Consider the following 15545-nt stretch of genomic DNA (forward strand, 5'->3'; position numbering starts at 1 on the left):
GGCTCCTCAGGCTTGCGTCAATTCGCGGACATCGATGAAGCGACCGGTTACGGCTGCAGCCGCCGCCATCGCCGGGCTTACCAGGTGCGTTCTGCCGCCCGCGCCCTGACGCCCTTCGAAGTTGCGGTTGGACGTGGATGCACAATGCTCGCCGCTGCCCAGCTTGTCTGGGTTCATGGCCAGGCACATCGAGCACCCTGGTTCGCGCCATTCGAACCCCGCCTCGAGAAATATCTTGTCCAGCCCTTCTGCCTCCGCCTGTTTCTTAACCAACCCCGAACCCGGCACGACCATCGCCTGCTTGACCGTAGAGGCGACTTTCCGCCCCTTGGCTACCTCAGCGGCAGCGCGCAAATCTTCGATGCGTGAGTTCGTGCACGAACCAATAAACACGCGATCGAGCTGAATCTCGGTAATCGGCTGATTGGCACGCAGCCCCATGTATTTCAGCGCCCGCGTGATGGAATCCCGCTTAACCGGGTCGGATTCGGCGTCCGGATCCGGCACGCTCTCATCGACCGCGAGCACCATCTCGGGCGAGGTACCCCAGCTGACCTGAGGCTTGATGTCTTCCGCCTTCAGCTCGATGACCGTATCGAAGACCGCATCCTCATCAGAAACCAAGTCCTTCCAGGCTTCGACCGCACGCGCCCAGTCCGCGCCCTTCGGTGCATAAGGACGGCCGTCGACATAGGCAATGGTCTTGTCATCAACCGCCACCATACCGACACGGGCGCCCGCCTCGATGGACATGTTGCAAATGGTCATGCGCCCTTCCATGGACAGGTCACGGATGGCGCTGCCCGCGAACTCAAGCGCGTGACCGTTACCCCCAGCCGTGCCGATCTTGCCGATCACTGCCAACACAATGTCCTTGGCGGTCACGCCAAAGGGCAACGTGCCCTCAACGCGAACCTGCATGTTTTTCATTTTCTTGGCGACCAAACACTGTGTCGCAAGCACATGCTCGACTTCCGAAGTGCCAATGCCATGGGCCAGCGCACCGAAGGCGCCATGAGTCGAGGTGTGAGAGTCACCGCAGACGACGGTCATGCCCGGCAGCGTCGCGCCCTGCTCCGGGCCGATGACATGCACGATGCCCTGGCGCACGTCGTTCATCTTGAATTCGAGAATGCCGAAGTCATCGCAGTTCTCATCCAGCGTCTGGACCTGGATACGGGAGACTTCATCGGCGATGGCTTCCAGTCCGCCCTGACGCTCGCCCTTCGTGGTGGGGACGTTGTGGTCGGGCGTCGCGATATTGGCATCGATGCGCCATGGCTTACGGCTCGCCAGACGCAGGCCTTCGAACGCTTGTGGCGAAGTCACTTCATGCAGGATGTGGCGATCTATATAAATCAACGATGAGCCATCATCGCGACGTTTCACCTCATGCATTTCCCAGAGCTTGTCGTAGAGCGTTTTGCCGGCCATCGGACATTTCCTCATCAGTGCGGTGGGCAAAAGCCCTTTTGCTTATGGGGTTGATGCTATGGGTATCGCTCGAATTACTCAAATTCATATTTTTTATTCAATGCATTCCATGATGGAATAACAGCGACCGTTCCTTGAATCGATTCATCTAGGAGATCGCCGTGGACCTCGCCAGCCTAAACGCCTTCATTGCAATCGCCGAAATGGGCAGCTTTTCCCTTGCCGCCGATCGCCTTCATCTGACTCAACCTGCCGTCAGCAAACGGCTCGCAACGCTGGAAACACAGCTCAATGTGAGGCTGTTCGATCGATTAGGGCGGGAGATCGGTCTGACTGAAGCTGGCCGAGCGCTCCTTCCGCGGGCGTACCAGATTCTCAACGTGCTGGACGACACCCGCCGCGCCTTGACGAATCTAAACGGCAATGTCAGCGGGCGGCTGTCCCTGGCCACCAGCCACCACATTGGCTTACATCGCCTGCCACCGCTGTTAAGGACCTTCACGCGCCGCTACCCGGACGTCAATCTCGATATCCGTTTCCTGGATTCGGAGATCGCCTACGAAGAGGTTTTGCATGGCCGCGCCGAGTTAGCGGTAATAACCTTGGCGCCCCAAACGGCCGCACCGGTGCGCGCAGTCAACGTGTGGGACGACCCGCTCGATTTTGTCGTCGCACCGGAGCATCCATTGGCGCAAAAGAGCGAAATCTCCTTGGCGGACATTGCCGGGTACCCGGCGGTGTTTCCGGGCGGTAACACCTTTACCCACCATATCGCTCACCGGCTGTTTGAACGCGAGGGACTAACGCCCAACATCACGATGAGCACCAACTATATGGAAACGATCAAGATGATGGTTTCCATCGGCATAGCATGGAGCGTCCTGCCGCGCACGATGCTCGATGAACAGGTGGTACGTCTGTCATTACCAGGCATTCAACTGTCCAGGCAACTCGGTTACATCACCCATACTGAGCGCACGCTATCGAATGCTGCAAAAGCGTTTATGGCGCTGCTGGACGCCGACTGACCGCTGGCACGCTGACGTCAGCTATAAACTAAGTCGGCCCGTCCCAACGAGCAGTAAGAACGCCATAGCGAACCTTTGCCATAGATCGTCACGCGCGTTTCGGCGTCATCTGAAGCCACTTGCGCTTGCGGAACCGCTCATTACCAGCGAAGGGATAGCGACTCGGTCGGACGCATGCTGAAATCGTGCGGACAATCGTGACGATCACAAAGCCCTGATCCAGAAGTGATCGTCTACAACGTCGAGCATCAGCCGTAACTTAAACTGCTGCCACTACATAGAGCGATCGCTATCCAGGCTATCTGGTCGCCCGCTCTGGCGGACGTCATCGAACTGCGATCACAGCAGCAGCCATCAAGACTCGTCCCAAAAAACGAAACCCCGCACAACGGCGGGGTTTCGCTCTTGATTGGCAGGCTTTTACGCCGCCGTCATCGCGCCAATCAGGCCTCTTCCAGCGTCAGGCGCTGGCCGTTGATCGGGATGCGCTTAGGCTTGGCTTCTTCCGGCACGACTCGCTCGAGCTCAATGGCCAACAAGCCGTTATTGAGCGCTGCGCCCCTTACCTCAATATGATCAGCGAGGCGGAACGACAGCTTGAACGCGCGCTGCGCAATGCCCTGATGCAGGTAGGTGACATAGTCACCGGCGTTCTCGCGCTTGCCACCACTGATGGTCAGCACACCGCGCTCGACTTGCAGGTCCAGATCGGAGTCTTGGAAACCTGCGGCTGCTACGATGATGCGGTACTGATCATCGCCGTGTTTCTCCACGTTGTAGGGTGGAAATGAGCTGTTAGCGTCGTTGCGCAGAGCCGATTCGAATAGATCATTGAAACGATCGAAGCCAATAGATTGGCGAAACAATGGAGCCATCGAAAAACTAGTCATTTTGCTATCTCCTGATATTCAGCGAGTGGTTACTACAGGACCCGGATTCGGCATCCTGTACCGCCTAAATAGGAGCTGCTCATTCCATTTCAAGACCGTTCGTCGGGGCTTTTTCATGTCGAAAGTGATGTTGATTACCGGTGCCAGCAGAGGAATAGGCGCGGCCACTGCCAGACTCGCCGCAGCCCAAGGCTACGCCTTGTGTCTGAACTATCACCAACGCCAGGACGCCGCGCAGCAGCTGGTCAAAGAGCTTCAGAACGCAGGGACGAGGGCCATCGCAGTCGCGGCCGATGTATCGGACGATGCGCAAGTCGCCAAGCTGTTCGCCTCGATCGATGCCGAATTCGGCAGGCTTGACGTACTGGTGAATAACGCTGGCATGTTGGAACGGCAGATGCGCCTGGATGAGATGGACGCGGCGCGGCTGATGCGTGTGTTTGCGATCAACGTGACCGGCAGTTTCCTCTGCGCGCGGGAAGCAGTTAAGCGCATGTCGACTCGCTACGGTGGCAACGGCGGCGCCATCATCAATGTCTCCTCGATCGCCGCAAAGCTTGGCGCACCCAACGAATACATCGATTACGCGGCCGCGAAAGGTGCCATCGATAGCATGACCCTTGGCCTCGCCAAGGAAGTCGCCGCCGAAGACATTCGAGTCAACGCCGTGCGACCCGGCGTGATCCGCACCGAGATTCATGCCAGCGGCGGTGAGCCCGGGCGCGTCGAACGCGTCAAAGCCAGCGTGCCGATGGGACGCGGTGGTGAAGCCAAAGAAGTAGCCGAAGCGATTCTCTGGCTTGCCAGCGAAAAGGCCAGCTATACCAGCGGCGCTCTGTTGGATGTCAGCGGCGGGCGCTAAACCACCGCTTTGAAATTTAGCTTCTTGCTGTCGAGACCCAGCAGCGCATCGAGCCGCTCGCAGTCGTTCTCTCGCCTTACCTGCGCGAACAGCGATACCGCTTGCGGGTAGCTGCGCGTGAGCATCGACAGCCACTGCTTAAGGCGACCCGGTGCATAGCGTGGCGAAATTTTCCGGCGCGCCTGAAACCAGAAGTCAGCGAGCAGCGGCAGCAACTCCTCCCAACTCATCGGCTGGACGACAACGCCGCGCTTCGCCACGCTGATCTGACGGGCCAGGTCCGGCCGACAGACCAATCCGCGACCCAGCATGATGTCCTCCACACCGCTGACTTCACGGCAGCGGCGCCAGTCCTCCAACGTCCAGATATCGCCGTTTGCGTACACCGGGACCCTGACCACATCCTGAACCTTGGCCACCCACTCCCAGTGAGCCGGCGGCTTGTAGCCGTCCACCTTGGTACGCGCATGCACGACCAGCTGTTCGGCACCGCCGTCAACCAGCGCCCGCGCGCAATCGAGCGCCCCATCCGGGCTATCGAAACCCAATCTCATCTTGGCGGTAACCGGGATATGAGCAGGCACGGCCTTGCGGACCTCCCGCAATATCGAATGCAGCAGCTCCGGCTCCTTGAGTAGCACCGCCCCCCCACGCGACTTGTTAACCGTCTTGGCCGGGCAGCCAAAGTTGAGGTCGATCGCAGGGGCACCAAGCGTGCAGGCGAAGGCGGCATTATCAGCCAGACACAGCGGGTCGGAGCCCAGCAACTGCACCCGCAACGAAGTGCCGGCGCGCGTCGTGGCTCCACTATCGAGCTCAGGCGCCAGTTTGCGAAAGCTGGATGCTGGCAGCAGCCGATCCGATACCCGGATGAACTCAGTGACGCACCAGTCAACACCGCCGATGGACGTCAGGACGTCGCGAAGAATCTCATCGACCAGCCCTTCCATCGGCGCCAAGGCAATTTGCATCAGGATCGGCTCAATCAAAAAAAGGACCGCATTGTACGGAGCCGGGAAGCGTATAGAAACGCCCCGGCTCGTGCCGCCTGGCGGTCTACTGTTCCGTCTCGTCGTCGCGATCTTCGATGGTGTCGGTTCCGGTGGTCGCGCCCATGCCGCCTGTGGTGCCGGTCGCGCCGGTGCCCATCGTACCGACCCTGGGCTCGGCGCCATCTTCGCCGGGCCGGTCGTTCATACCGCCCCGCTCGCCCAATCCCGCATCATCGATCTCAGAGGTCGGCTGCTCCATCGCCTCGGTACTGGTAGTAGACGGGTTTGTCAGGTCGCCATCCGCGTCGGCCACGGCTAGGCCTGAGGCAAGTACTAAGCCTGCACTTATCATCAGCATGCGATTCAGCATGTTCTTGTCCTCTCTCTATCGGTTCGATCAATCGTCCTCTCGGTCACCGAGAGTGCGCCGCGGGCGGTGTTCCATATCAGTGTCGTTGTCGCCATGGCCCGACTCGTCGTATCCACCGGCGCGCGGCTTTTCGTCTTCGTCGCGAGCCGACTCGGGGCTTTCAGGTAAGCGTCTAATCCCCTCGCCAAGTCCCATGGAGCTATTGCCTAAGGTTCGATCGGCGGCGCCCGTGTTCTGCGCGACTCGAAGCTCATCGGAAACCACGGAATCAAGCGGCTCAGCAGCCACACCTGGCAACGAAAAGAGACCAACCGCCGAGGCCAGTGTGAGCGTCAGATAAGTTCGCATAACGTCCTCCTTTACTGGGTTGCGACAGTCTTTAGGCAGCTCAGCGCGCCAGCCGTGCGCTACCGATCTGGGCCGCTGACCAGTGGCAAGCGGAACCGTAGGCGTAAGCCGGGGGTCCGATTTGACAGAGAGCAGATGCATGTCAGGTTAGAAAGGAATCCAACAATGATCACACCGGCACTGGTAATCCTATTGGTCATCATCGGCTGGGGCGCGGCCGCCGTCGCGATGCTGTGGGGGATGTTGCGAATCGCCCGGTATCATCACAAGCCCAGCCCCGACGTGACGCAAGACCGTCGAACTTCAGCTGTAATGCATACGTCCGGGATGAACGTTTCGCTAAGCGCTTGAAGAAATTAGGCTTTCACCCAATTAAGTCGTGACAGGGCAAATGAAAGCTGTAGAATGCCGGCCCACAGACGCGGGATGGAGCAGTCTGGTAGCTCGTCGGGCTCATAACCCGAAGGTCGTCGGTTCAAATCCGGCTCCCGCAACCAAATACGGAAAAAGGCCACTCTCAGGAGTGGCCTTTTTTCGTTTCAATGCTCGCTGCGCCGCGCGCATCTTTGCCGGCCTGGATGAGCCGCCCCGCTAAGCGTTTGAATAAAAAAGCTTTCCTCTTAGGTTCTGGTTGACAGAGGCACATCAGTCTGTAGAATGCCGCCTCACAGACGCGGGATGGAGCAGTCTGGTAGCTCGTCGGGCTCATAACCCGAAGGTCGTCGGTTCAAATCCGGCTCCCGCAACCAATACGAAAAAGGCCACTCTCAGGAGTGGCCTTTTTTTTGCGCTCTGTTTTTTTGTCCTCGCATTCAACCGGCCGCGTTTTGGCGTCAGCAAGTCCAAACATCACCCGTTGTGATTATTCGCGATATAAAAAGTCGCGTACTTTTGTTCAAAAGTATGAATGGCGACAACACTAGACCGAACGGCCTAGCTCGCTCGATGGCCTCCGTAAAAAGCCAGTTGTTTTGCTGGGTATTTATCAGAAAATCCAACCTTGATTTATCAAGCACTTAGAAACGCTGCCAGCTGAAATACGAAAATAATTGTGTTTCTGTTCTTGACTGCCGTCAGGTTCTGAATGATAACTACGTCACACAAAATCAGGAAGTGACGTTTAGGCCGCACGCCGACAATCCCATTGTTAAAGCGGCCACAGACACGCAGGGAGAGCATCTTCCAGCTGCAGTTATATGCTGCACGCCCCTGTAATTAATGCCTTTGAAGGCTTCTCTCGATCTCTAGCCGAGTGCGGTAGCTTTGCCCAATGCTCGCGACTATGAGCGAAACTTAGTAGAAGTAAGCTGTTATTGATAAGGGCCCGTGGCGCGCCGCGGCCTGTGGCGGTAGCTTTGCCTGATCAAAACTCAGCTCAATAATTAAACCAGTACGAATTGCCAAAATACATCGACATTAATACTGGCGTTATTTCGTTTCGCCCCGCCGTATCTTTAGCAAAAAAACTATTTCTCATATACCGACCTCAATCGGTCTACTCAACCGGAGTGCATCGTGAAAACGTCGTTCCGCATATTAGAACCCTCTGCGCTTCAATTAATTGCTAGAGAAATGAACAGCAAGGGAAGTTCCTGTGTTGCGAACTTCTTAACCCTCGAGCAGCTGAAGTCATTGCAGTTGAGCGTCAGCGACGAAGCTGAAAAACACCCAGGCAGCTACTTTGCCCACCATGGAGGTCCCGAGATCGAAGCTTCCCTATTAGGTGCACTGGGTGCATCGCAGGACTTCCGTGCAATGCTTGAAACGGTGTATCAGGCTTGCGCTGGAAAACCCGCCTATAGCAACGAGATATTGAAGGTGTTGCGTTGCGTGCAGGGCGCGTCCGGCCATCGAGAATCCAACTGCTTTCACTATGACGCCAGCCTGGTCACGGCGTTGCTGCCAATCGAAATTCCTCAAGAGGGCACCGATCGAGGCGATCTGATCCTGTTCCCTAACCTTCGCCGCATTCGTTCGAACGTTCTGTTCAACGTGGTGGAGAAAACCCTGTTGCAGAACGCTCTTGGTCGCAGGCTCATCAGCGCAGCTATCAAATACCGAATCCTCCGGCCAGAAAAACTACAACTTGTCCCTGGTAACCTTTACCTGTTCTGGGGTTATCGAACGCTGCACGCCAATGAGCCGTGCGACCCCGCCAAGCGCCGCGCAACGGCCATCTTCCACTATGGCGATCCGCATGCGGGCAGCTTCGCCACTCGCATGATTCTGAAGTTGAACCAGCGCCGAGCACGGCGCGCAACGGCCATGGGCACCCAACCTACCCTTTGATTTTCCGGCGCCGCGCCCTCTACTGATGTTCGATGTGACCACCCGATAAGGACATCGAAATGATCAACGTGACCAAATCCTATCTGTGCAACAAAACCAAATTTCTGAGTTACGTGGACTGCATCTATGCGTCTGGATGGTTGACCAATCACGGTCCGTTGGTAAGCGAACTGGAAGATCGCCTGCGCGACTATCTGGGTGTCAGAAACATCATCCTCACGAACAACGGCACCCTGGCGCTGCAGATCGCCTATAGGGCGCTTGATCTGTCGGGCAGCGCCATCACAACGCCGTTCAGCTTCGTCGCCACCACCAGCTCATTGCAGTGGGAGCGCATCCGTCCCATTTTCGCGGACATCGACAAGGCCACCTGGAATCTGGATCCACTGGCAATCGAAGCGATGATTGATTCAGACACTCAGGCAATCGTTGCCACCCATGTGTTTGGCAATGCCTGCGATGTGGAGAGCATCGCCCGCGTCGCGGAGCGCCATCGTCTCAAGGTGATCTACGACGGCGCCCCCGCTTTCGGCGTGCGTTACCAGGGGGAGTCGGTGCTGAACCGGGGCGATCTCAGTACGCTCAGTTTCCACGCCACCAAACTGTTTCACACCATCGAGGGCGGCGCGATCGTTACCAATGACGATGCGTTGGCGGCCAGAATTCGCCTGCTCTGCAACTTCGGCATTGTGGATACCGACCTTATCGAAGGGATCGGCATCAATGCGAAACTGAACGAATTTGCCGCGGCCATGGGTTTATGCATCCTCGACGACATGGCGTTGATTCTTGAGCAGCGGGAAGACATTGCCAGACGCTACGAAGATCAACTCGGCGATCACGTCGATCTGCAGAAGCAGCAGCCACATTCGCAACGCAACCACAGTTATTTTCCTATCGGCCTGGCGAGCGAGAGCCAGTTGCTGCGCTGTCGCGCAGCGTTGAATGCCAAAGGCATCAACCCCAGGCGCTATTTCTATCCATCGCTGGATACGCTCGGCTATCTGCAGCCACAAACACCTCAGATTCACTCGCGGGCCTTAAGCCGCCGCGTGCTGTGCTTGCCGATCTATCCCGGATTGCCGCGTCACGTACAGGACAACGTCATTGAAACGCTACTGGCGGAGGTATCCGTGCGCAGCCAGCGACAGACCGCAGCCTTCTGGCCGCAAGCCAACGTAACCGATTGGATGGAACACCGCTTCAGCCTGCCCAGTCCCGACTGCAAGCGCATCTCCTGAACCATTCGCGACGGACCGACTTCATGTCTGATCGAACGCTATCGATGCTCCGCAACACCGGCCTGAGCTACGCCGGCCAAGCGTACGCCATGCTCGTCGGCATCCTGATCCTGCCCTTTTACCTTGGGCACCTGGGCGCTGAAGCGTATGGCCTGATTGGCTTCTTTGCAGTGATGCAGGTCTGGCTGCAATTGCTGGATGCCGGGCTGTCGCCCTCGCTGGTCAGGCAGATTGCTCATTTCCGCGGACGAACCGCTTCACTCGCACAGCGCTATGAACCCGGACAGCTCCTTCGTTCATTCGAGATCATTTTTCTTCCCTTGGCAGCGCTGACAGTCATTGGCGTTCACCTGTCCAGTGACTGGATAGCTCACCACTGGCTACAGGCCCAAGACCTGAGCACCGCAACCATCATTGATTGCGTCAGCCTGATGGGGCTGATCGTCGGCCTGAAGCTCTTTGCCACGCTCTACAAAAGCGGCTTGCAGGGACTGGAACTGCACGCATGGCTCAACGGCGCAAACGTGCTGATCGCCACGTTGCGCTATTTCGGCGGCCTGTTCCTGGTCGCAAACATCAGTGAAGACCCGCTCGATTTCTTTCTCTTCCAGGCGGCAGTGGCACTGATCGAAACGCTGACGTTCGCCGCCAAGGTCTACGTGTTGATGCCCACGCCAAAAGCGCTGACGGGTTTCAACTTGGCCTTGGTAAAACCGGTGCTGCCTTTCGCCGCCGGCATTTCGCTGACATCGGTGTTGTGGATTCTCCTCACCCAGCTGGACAAGGTGCTGCTTTCCAATGTCCTGCTGCTCAAGGAATACGGCTACTTCTCGCTGGTCGCGCTGGTCGCGACCGGGATCATGACGCTGACCAATCCATTGGTGCAGACGCTATTGCCACGTATGACGATGCTGGTCGCCGAAGGCCGCACGGCGGACATGCAGGCGCTCTACCTGAACGCCACCCGGTTCCTCTGCAGCCTCTTGTTTCCCCTGTCGGGGGTAATCGCCTTTCACTCGGCTGAGCTGGTTTTCGCCTGGACTGGCGATGCGGAAGCGGCCAAATGGGCGCAGCAGGTACTGCCCTGGTATGTCATCGGCAGCGCGATCATGGCCGTCACAGCCTTCCAGTTTTATCTGCAGTACGCCTACGGCCAACTGCGCCTGCATGTCTGGTTCAGCCTGATCAGTGCAGCGTTGAGCATCCCCGTGGTGGTCTACGCCGTGCTCGAGCATGGCGTGTACGGCGCGGCCCTGGCCTGGTTCGGGCTGCGCATGATCACCTTCCTGATCTGGCCGTCGGTGGTTCACAAGCGCTTCGCTGCCGATCTACATCGGCCGTGGCTGCAAGACCTGTTGCGCATAACAGCCATGACAGGCCTGGGGCTGCTACTCGGCGAGCCGGTATTTAACGCCATCGTCAGCGACAACCGATTCGACATTCTTCTGGGGCTGGCTGTCAGCGGTTTGATCTGCCTGACGCTGGTGACCTTAACAACCAGACCGCTGGTGATGCGGCTTTACGTGATGATGACCAAGTCGAGCGTGTGAATGGATACCCAACTCGAAAACGAACAGGACCTGATGGCCGCCTGGAACAACAGACGCGACCCTCTGTTGAGCATCGTCTGCCTGACCTATAACCATGCGGCCTTCCTAAGGGAAACGCTGGACGGTTTTCTGCGACAGAGAACGGACTTTGCTTTCGAAATCATCGTCCATGACGATGCGTCGACGGATGGCACCGCTGTGATCATTCGCGAATACGCTGCGCGTTACCCGAACGTGATCAAACCGATCTATCAGCAGGTAAACCAGTACCGTCTGGGCGTGCCTTTCAGTACCCGTCTGTTCGGTCAAGCACGCGGAAAATACATCGCATACTGCGAAGGCGACGACTACTGGACGGACCCGCGCAAGCTACAGATTCAGGTCGATTTCCTCGAACGTCATCCCGACTACGTGATGACCTATCACGACGCCTTCATGTTCAACAGTCAGGGCGTGGTGCGCAGCCCGGATATGCAGGGCAAGTACCGCAAGGACGCCACCGCCCGAGAATTGATGCAGGCGCGGCCAATCTCGACGCTCACGGTGTGCTTCCGCAACCTCGTGCACGAACTGCCGTCAGAGCTACACGGTGTCGAGGTCCTGGATATTTGCTGGTGGTCGCTACTCGGTGCGCATGGCAAGGGCAAGTTTATCGAAGCTATAAAGCCCGCCGCCTACCGGGTACATGAAGGCGGAATCTTCTCCATGCGCAGCAGCAAACAGCGCATCCAGATGACCATGCACGCGTATTACAGCCTCGCCCGCTACTACCAACGGATCGGTGAACAGCCGCTCTATGAGTTTTTCATGATCCAGGTGTTCGCTCAGGCGCTGGCCTCGATTTCACCGCTCAGCAAGCTTGTGGCCTTGGGCCAGATCTTCCAGAACATCAGCGTCAACCTGATACGCAGGCTAACGCCGGGCGTTTGACCGTGCGCGCCTGTCGCTATCGCGACACACAAGGAAGGAACCGCAATGACTGCTATGGCCCGCTCTTCGCTGGATTACGATGCGGACAACCGCATCGACCTGGCGCGCATCCTGCGCGTTGCCTTTGATCACAAACGCCTGATCTGCACGATCACTGCGCTATTCGCGCTGCTCGGCGTTGCTTACGCCATCGTCGCGACCCCTGTTTATCAGGCCACGGCGATGATTCAGATCGAGCCGAAGAAGGCCGGAATCACCGGCATACCCGAAGCCATTCCTCGTCCGAACTCAGTCTCCCAGGCGGTCACCGAAATTGAACTGCTCAAGTCGCGGTCGGTATTAGGCCGTACCGTCAACGACCTGAAGCTCTACCTCAATGCGCGGCCCAAATATTTCCCGCTGCTGGGCAGCTACATGGCACGCCAGCACGATCCCGAGAAAGACGGCGAGCTCGCTGCGCCGCTGCTGGGAATGGACAGCTACGCCTGGGGCGGAGAAAAGCTGGAGATCTTCCAGCTGGACGTGCCCGAGCCCTACCTTGGAGAAAAACTGATACTGCGCGCCGGCAAAACGGGCACGTTCAGCCTGTATGACGCGGATGAGCAGCTTGTACTCACGGGCAATACCAACGAAGCGATACAGCACAACGGCTTTCGCTTGCAGATCGCCAATCTCAAGGCCCGCCCCGGTACCGAATTTGCCGTGATACGCAGCCGCCCGCAGACCACCGCGCTGGACTATCAGAAACGCTTGAAGGTGGGTGAAGCCGGTAAGGACTCAGGAATCATCTACCTCACGCTGGAAGACCCTGACCCCGAAAAGGCCAACCAGGTGCTGGACAAGATCAGTCGGCTGTACGTGCGCCAGAACATCGAACGCAGCTCCGCCGAGGCAGCGCAACGCCTGGATTTCTTGCGGTCGCAGGTGCCCCTCGTCCGCAAGGAATTGGAAAAGGCCGAAGCCGCGTTGAACAACTACCAGACCAGCGCGCAATCGGTGGACATCAGCATCGAGACCAAAGGTGTACTGGATCAGATCGTTGCATTGGAATCGCAGATCTCCGAGCACAACCTCAAGCGCACCGAATACAACCAACTCTACACGCCCGAACACCCGACTTATCAGACGCTGATGACGAAGATCAGCCAGCTGCAGAAGCAGAAAGACGCGCTGATGTCGAAGATCAACACCTTGCCGATGACACAGCAGGAACTGCTGCGTCTGACACGCGACATGCAGGTCACGACCCGCACCTATACGTTGCTGTTGGACAAGGCGCAGGAGCAGGACATCCTGCGTGCCGGCACCATAGGTAACGTGCGCATCATTGACAGCGCCTACGCCGTGGTAGAGAAGCCGGCCAAGCCGATCAAACCACTGGTGGTGCTGGTGGCGATCTTCGTCGGGCTGCTGGTCTCAGCCATGGTGATCCTGCTTCGTCAAGTGTTCTATCGGGGCATCGAAAGCCCGGAGACGATTGAGCATTTGGGCATCCCGGTGTATGCCGCCCTGCCCTTTTCAGCAAAACAGGAGCACCTGTACCGGCTGAGAAAAATCCGTGATGGCAGGAGCAAACTGCTGGGCAGTGCTGATCCGGCGGATCTGGCCATCGAGTCACTTCGCAGCCTGCGTACAAGCCTCAAGTTCGCCATGTTAGAGGCGCGCAATCACGTCCTCGCAATCACCAGCCCGACGCCTTCTGTCGGCAAGTCATTCGTCTCCGGCAACCTGGCATCGGTCATTGCGCAGGCTGGCCAGCGGGTGCTGTTGATCGACGCCGACATGCGTCGAGGTTATCTCGCCGGCGTGTTTGGCATGGCACCCCGCAACGGCTTGTCCGAGGCCTTGGCTGGCGGGTTGCGTCTGCCTGCCATCATCAATAAGACCGATCAGGTCAACCTTCACTTCGTCGCCAGCGGCCGTTCCGCACCCAACCCGTCCGAGCTGCTGATGCACGAGAATTTCGCCAGGCTCCTGAAAGAGGCCGAGCGAGACTACGACTTCGTCATCATCGATACACCGCCAGTACTCGCGGTGACAGATGCTGTACTGGTCGCGCAATTGGCCGGTACCTGCCTTTTGGTTGCCCGCTACGGATTGAGCACCGGGAATCAAATTGAGGCGTCAAAGCGGCGCTTGGCGCAGAACGGCGTGCTGCTTAAAGGCGCCATTCTCAATGGCGTCAAGCGCAAGGCGTCAAGCAATGCATACGACACCGGCACCTACGGCTACTACAGCTATTCTCAAAAAGCCTGACATCTGCGAGGGAAGCGCCGTGCTCAGAACCCTATCGATGATGCAACCCTACCTGTTTCCATACCTCGGCTATTTCCAGTTGATCGCACGCAGCGATGTCTTCGTACTGGGCGACGATCTTCAGTTCGCCAAGGGCTCGTGGATCAACCGCAACCGCATTCTGGCGAACGGACAGGCAAAACTGATCACCTTTCCGTTGCGCAAGGCCAATCAGTTCGCGCCGATAAACCAACGTTGGCTATGCGATGAGTTTGCGTTTGAATCCCAGAGATTACTGAGAACGCTAGAACTCGGTTACGCACGCGCACCTTACAAGACCGAGACGATTGAACTGATTCGTCAGATTCTGGCGCACCCAGAACGCAACCTGGCGCGCTTTACCGAACATTCGATCCGGCGTATCTGTGACTACTTGCAGATCACCACGCCCATCCGGGTGGGCTCAGAGCTGGGCTTGCCGGCACGCATGGACAAACAAGAGCGGGTGATCACCATCGCTCAGAAGTTGCAGGCCGAGTTGTACATCAACCCGATCGGCGGGATACCGCTCTACTGTCCTGCGTTGTTCAGATCCCACGGATTAGAACTGCGCTTCTTGCGCATGGACGACTTCAGCTATCCCCAGTTCAAACAGCCATTCTCGCCCTCGCTTTCGATCATTGACGTGCTGATGTTCAACAGCCGAAACGATATTCGCGCCCTGCTCAAGCGCTTCACGCTGGTCGAAGGGGTTGAGCAAGTAGATAGCCCTGCAGAACGAATAGGCATCGCAGACAACCGTGCATCGGTGGCATCTCTTAAGAAGGCTTTCACATGACCGCGCTCAGCAAGGCCCGTTGGTATCTGATCCAGACAAAACCCCGCCAGGAGAGCCGCGCCGACGAGAACCTTCGTCGCCAGCAGTTCGAATGCTATTGGCCAAAAAAAACAGGTGATGGCGCGTGTGACGATGCAGCCGAAGCGCTATTTCCCGGGTACTTGTTCATCCGTCTGGATCGACAGCTGGACAATTGGTACCCCATCCGCTCGACCCGCGGTGTCGCTCGGGTAGTGTCGTTCGGCAGTGAGCCAACGCCGGTAAAGGACGAGCTCATAGAGGAACTGCGACAGCGTCTGGCGGCGCCGGCGACGAGACCGCATTTCGAACCTGGCGAGCGCGTGCAGGTGCGTGGCGGAAGCTTCAATGAACTCGAGGCAATCTTTATCAGCCCCGATGGCGATGAGCGGTCCGTGATCTTGCTCAATCTGTTGCAGCGGGAGCAGAAGGTTCGCGTGGCAACACGCTACCTCAGCGGTAGCGCCGCGCACCCTGAGCTATCGCAGGTTTGCCCAACGGATTGATCGACAGGAGTCGG

General features: G+C 57.7%; 14 protein-coding genes and 2 tRNA genes. 11 read left to right on the forward strand and 5 right to left on the reverse strand.

What is annotated here, in order from left to right; translation table 11 throughout:
• Positions 1–6: 6 nt before the first annotated feature.
• Positions 7–1434, reverse strand: coding sequence for a 3-isopropylmalate dehydratase large subunit (leuC, locus tag K4O48_RS12490; protein ID WP_222908637.1), 1428 nt, complete (start codon positions 1432–1434; stop codon positions 7–9).
• 161 nt (positions 1435–1595) lie between these two features.
• Between leuC and K4O48_RS12495 the strand changes: the two genes are divergently transcribed.
• The gene (locus tag K4O48_RS12495) at positions 1596–2462 is read left to right on the forward strand and encodes a LysR family transcriptional regulator (protein ID WP_222908639.1); all 867 of its coding nucleotides are present in this window, start codon (positions 1596–1598) and stop codon (positions 2460–2462) included.
• 443 nt (positions 2463–2905) lie between these two features.
• Here K4O48_RS12495 and K4O48_RS12500 read toward each other — a convergent pair whose 3' ends face one another.
• On the reverse strand, positions 2906–3352 hold the full coding sequence (locus K4O48_RS12500; protein WP_222908641.1) for an Hsp20 family protein: 447 nt from the start codon (positions 3350–3352) through the stop codon (positions 2906–2908).
• 115 nt (positions 3353–3467) lie between these two features.
• Between K4O48_RS12500 and K4O48_RS12505 the strand changes: the two genes are divergently transcribed.
• Positions 3468–4214, forward strand: coding sequence for an SDR family oxidoreductase (locus K4O48_RS12505; RefSeq protein WP_222908642.1), 747 nt, complete (start codon positions 3468–3470; stop codon positions 4212–4214).
• On the opposite strand, the gene K4O48_RS12510 is transcribed toward K4O48_RS12505, so the two are convergent.
• From K4O48_RS12510 to K4O48_RS12520, 3 genes are all read right to left on the reverse strand, one after another.
• Complete coding sequence (locus K4O48_RS12510) at positions 4211–5185, reverse strand: tRNA dihydrouridine synthase (RefSeq protein ID WP_222908644.1); 975 nt, start codon at positions 5183–5185, stop codon at positions 4211–4213. The genes K4O48_RS12505 and K4O48_RS12510 overlap by 4 nt on opposite strands.
• An 85-nt stretch (positions 5186–5270) precedes the next feature.
• Positions 5271–5576 (reverse strand): hypothetical protein, encoded by a 306-nt coding sequence (locus tag K4O48_RS12515; protein WP_222912180.1) that lies wholly within the window; start codon positions 5574–5576, stop codon positions 5271–5273.
• A 27-nt stretch (positions 5577–5603) separates the two neighbouring features.
• Complete coding sequence (locus K4O48_RS12520; protein WP_222908645.1) at positions 5604–5924, reverse strand: hypothetical protein; 321 nt, start codon at positions 5922–5924, stop codon at positions 5604–5606.
• Between the two features lie 420 nt (positions 5925–6344).
• Between K4O48_RS12520 and K4O48_RS12525 the strand changes: the two genes are divergently transcribed.
• The 9 genes from K4O48_RS12525 to rfaH all read left to right on the forward strand — a co-directional run bounded on the left by K4O48_RS12525 (position 6345) and on the right by rfaH (position 15531).
• Positions 6345–6421, forward strand: a tRNA-Met gene (locus K4O48_RS12525).
• A 175-nt stretch (positions 6422–6596) separates the two neighbouring features.
• A tRNA-Met gene (locus K4O48_RS12530) sits at positions 6597–6673 on the forward strand.
• 766 nt (positions 6674–7439) lie between these two features.
• Positions 7440–8213: a hypothetical protein gene (locus tag K4O48_RS12535; RefSeq protein WP_392568372.1), complete on the forward strand. Its 774-nt coding sequence runs from the start codon at positions 7440–7442 to the stop codon at positions 8211–8213.
• 59 nt (positions 8214–8272) lie between these two features.
• Positions 8273–9454, forward strand: coding sequence for a DegT/DnrJ/EryC1/StrS family aminotransferase (locus tag K4O48_RS12540; RefSeq protein ID WP_222908647.1), 1182 nt, complete (start codon positions 8273–8275; stop codon positions 9452–9454).
• Positions 9455–9477: 23 nt separating this feature from the next.
• The gene (locus K4O48_RS12545) at positions 9478–11004 is read left to right on the forward strand and encodes a lipopolysaccharide biosynthesis protein (RefSeq protein ID WP_222908648.1); all 1527 of its coding nucleotides are present in this window, start codon (positions 9478–9480) and stop codon (positions 11002–11004) included.
• The gene (locus K4O48_RS12550) at positions 11005–11934 is read left to right on the forward strand and encodes a glycosyltransferase family 2 protein (RefSeq protein ID WP_222908650.1); all 930 of its coding nucleotides are present in this window, start codon (positions 11005–11007) and stop codon (positions 11932–11934) included.
• Positions 11935–11979: 45 nt separating this feature from the next.
• Entirely contained in the window at positions 11980–14190 is a 2211-nt protein-coding gene (locus K4O48_RS12555; RefSeq protein ID WP_222908651.1) for a polysaccharide biosynthesis tyrosine autokinase, read from the forward strand.
• Between the two features lie 19 nt (positions 14191–14209).
• Positions 14210–15007 (forward strand): WbqC family protein, encoded by a 798-nt coding sequence (locus tag K4O48_RS12560; protein ID WP_222908652.1) that lies wholly within the window; start codon positions 14210–14212, stop codon positions 15005–15007.
• A complete protein-coding gene (gene rfaH, locus K4O48_RS12565) occupies positions 15004–15531 on the forward strand; it encodes a transcription/translation regulatory transformer protein RfaH (protein ID WP_222908653.1) in 528 nt (175 codons plus the stop codon). The genes K4O48_RS12560 and rfaH overlap by 4 nt, the downstream gene beginning before the upstream one ends.
• Positions 15532–15545 lie beyond the last annotated feature (14 nt).

It is taken from the genome of Pseudomonas sp. DNDY-54, from assembly GCF_019880365.1.
GTDB classification, from domain to species: domain Bacteria; phylum Pseudomonadota; class Gammaproteobacteria; order Pseudomonadales; family Pseudomonadaceae; genus Stutzerimonas; species Stutzerimonas stutzeri_P.

Coding starts and splice junctions, on each gene's coding strand:
- K4O48_RS12550 (WP_222908650.1), top strand. CDS start 11,005: ATGGATACCCAACTCGAAAACGAACAGGACCTGATGGCCGCCTGGAAC.
- K4O48_RS12555 (WP_222908651.1), top strand. CDS start 11,980: ATGACTGCTATGGCCCGCTCTTCGCTGGATTACGATGCGGACAACCGC.
- K4O48_RS12505 (WP_222908642.1), top strand. CDS start 3,468: ATGTCGAAAGTGATGTTGATTACCGGTGCCAGCAGAGGAATAGGCGCG.
- K4O48_RS12540 (WP_222908647.1), top strand. CDS start 8,273: ATGATCAACGTGACCAAATCCTATCTGTGCAACAAAACCAAATTTCTG.
- K4O48_RS12515 (WP_222912180.1), bottom strand. CDS start 5,576: ATGCTGAATCGCATGCTGATGATAAGTGCAGGCTTAGTACTTGCCTCA.
- K4O48_RS12520 (WP_222908645.1), bottom strand. CDS start 5,924: ATGCGAACTTATCTGACGCTCACACTGGCCTCGGCGGTTGGTCTCTTT.
- rfaH (WP_222908653.1), top strand. CDS start 15,004: ATGACCGCGCTCAGCAAGGCCCGTTGGTATCTGATCCAGACAAAACCC.
- K4O48_RS12545 (WP_222908648.1), top strand. CDS start 9,478: ATGTCTGATCGAACGCTATCGATGCTCCGCAACACCGGCCTGAGCTAC.
- K4O48_RS12500 (WP_222908641.1), bottom strand. CDS start 3,352: ATGACTAGTTTTTCGATGGCTCCATTGTTTCGCCAATCTATTGGCTTC.
- leuC (WP_222908637.1), bottom strand. CDS start 1,434: ATGGCCGGCAAAACGCTCTACGACAAGCTCTGGGAAATGCATGAGGTG.
- K4O48_RS12510 (WP_222908644.1), bottom strand. CDS start 5,185: ATGCAAATTGCCTTGGCGCCGATGGAAGGGCTGGTCGATGAGATTCTT.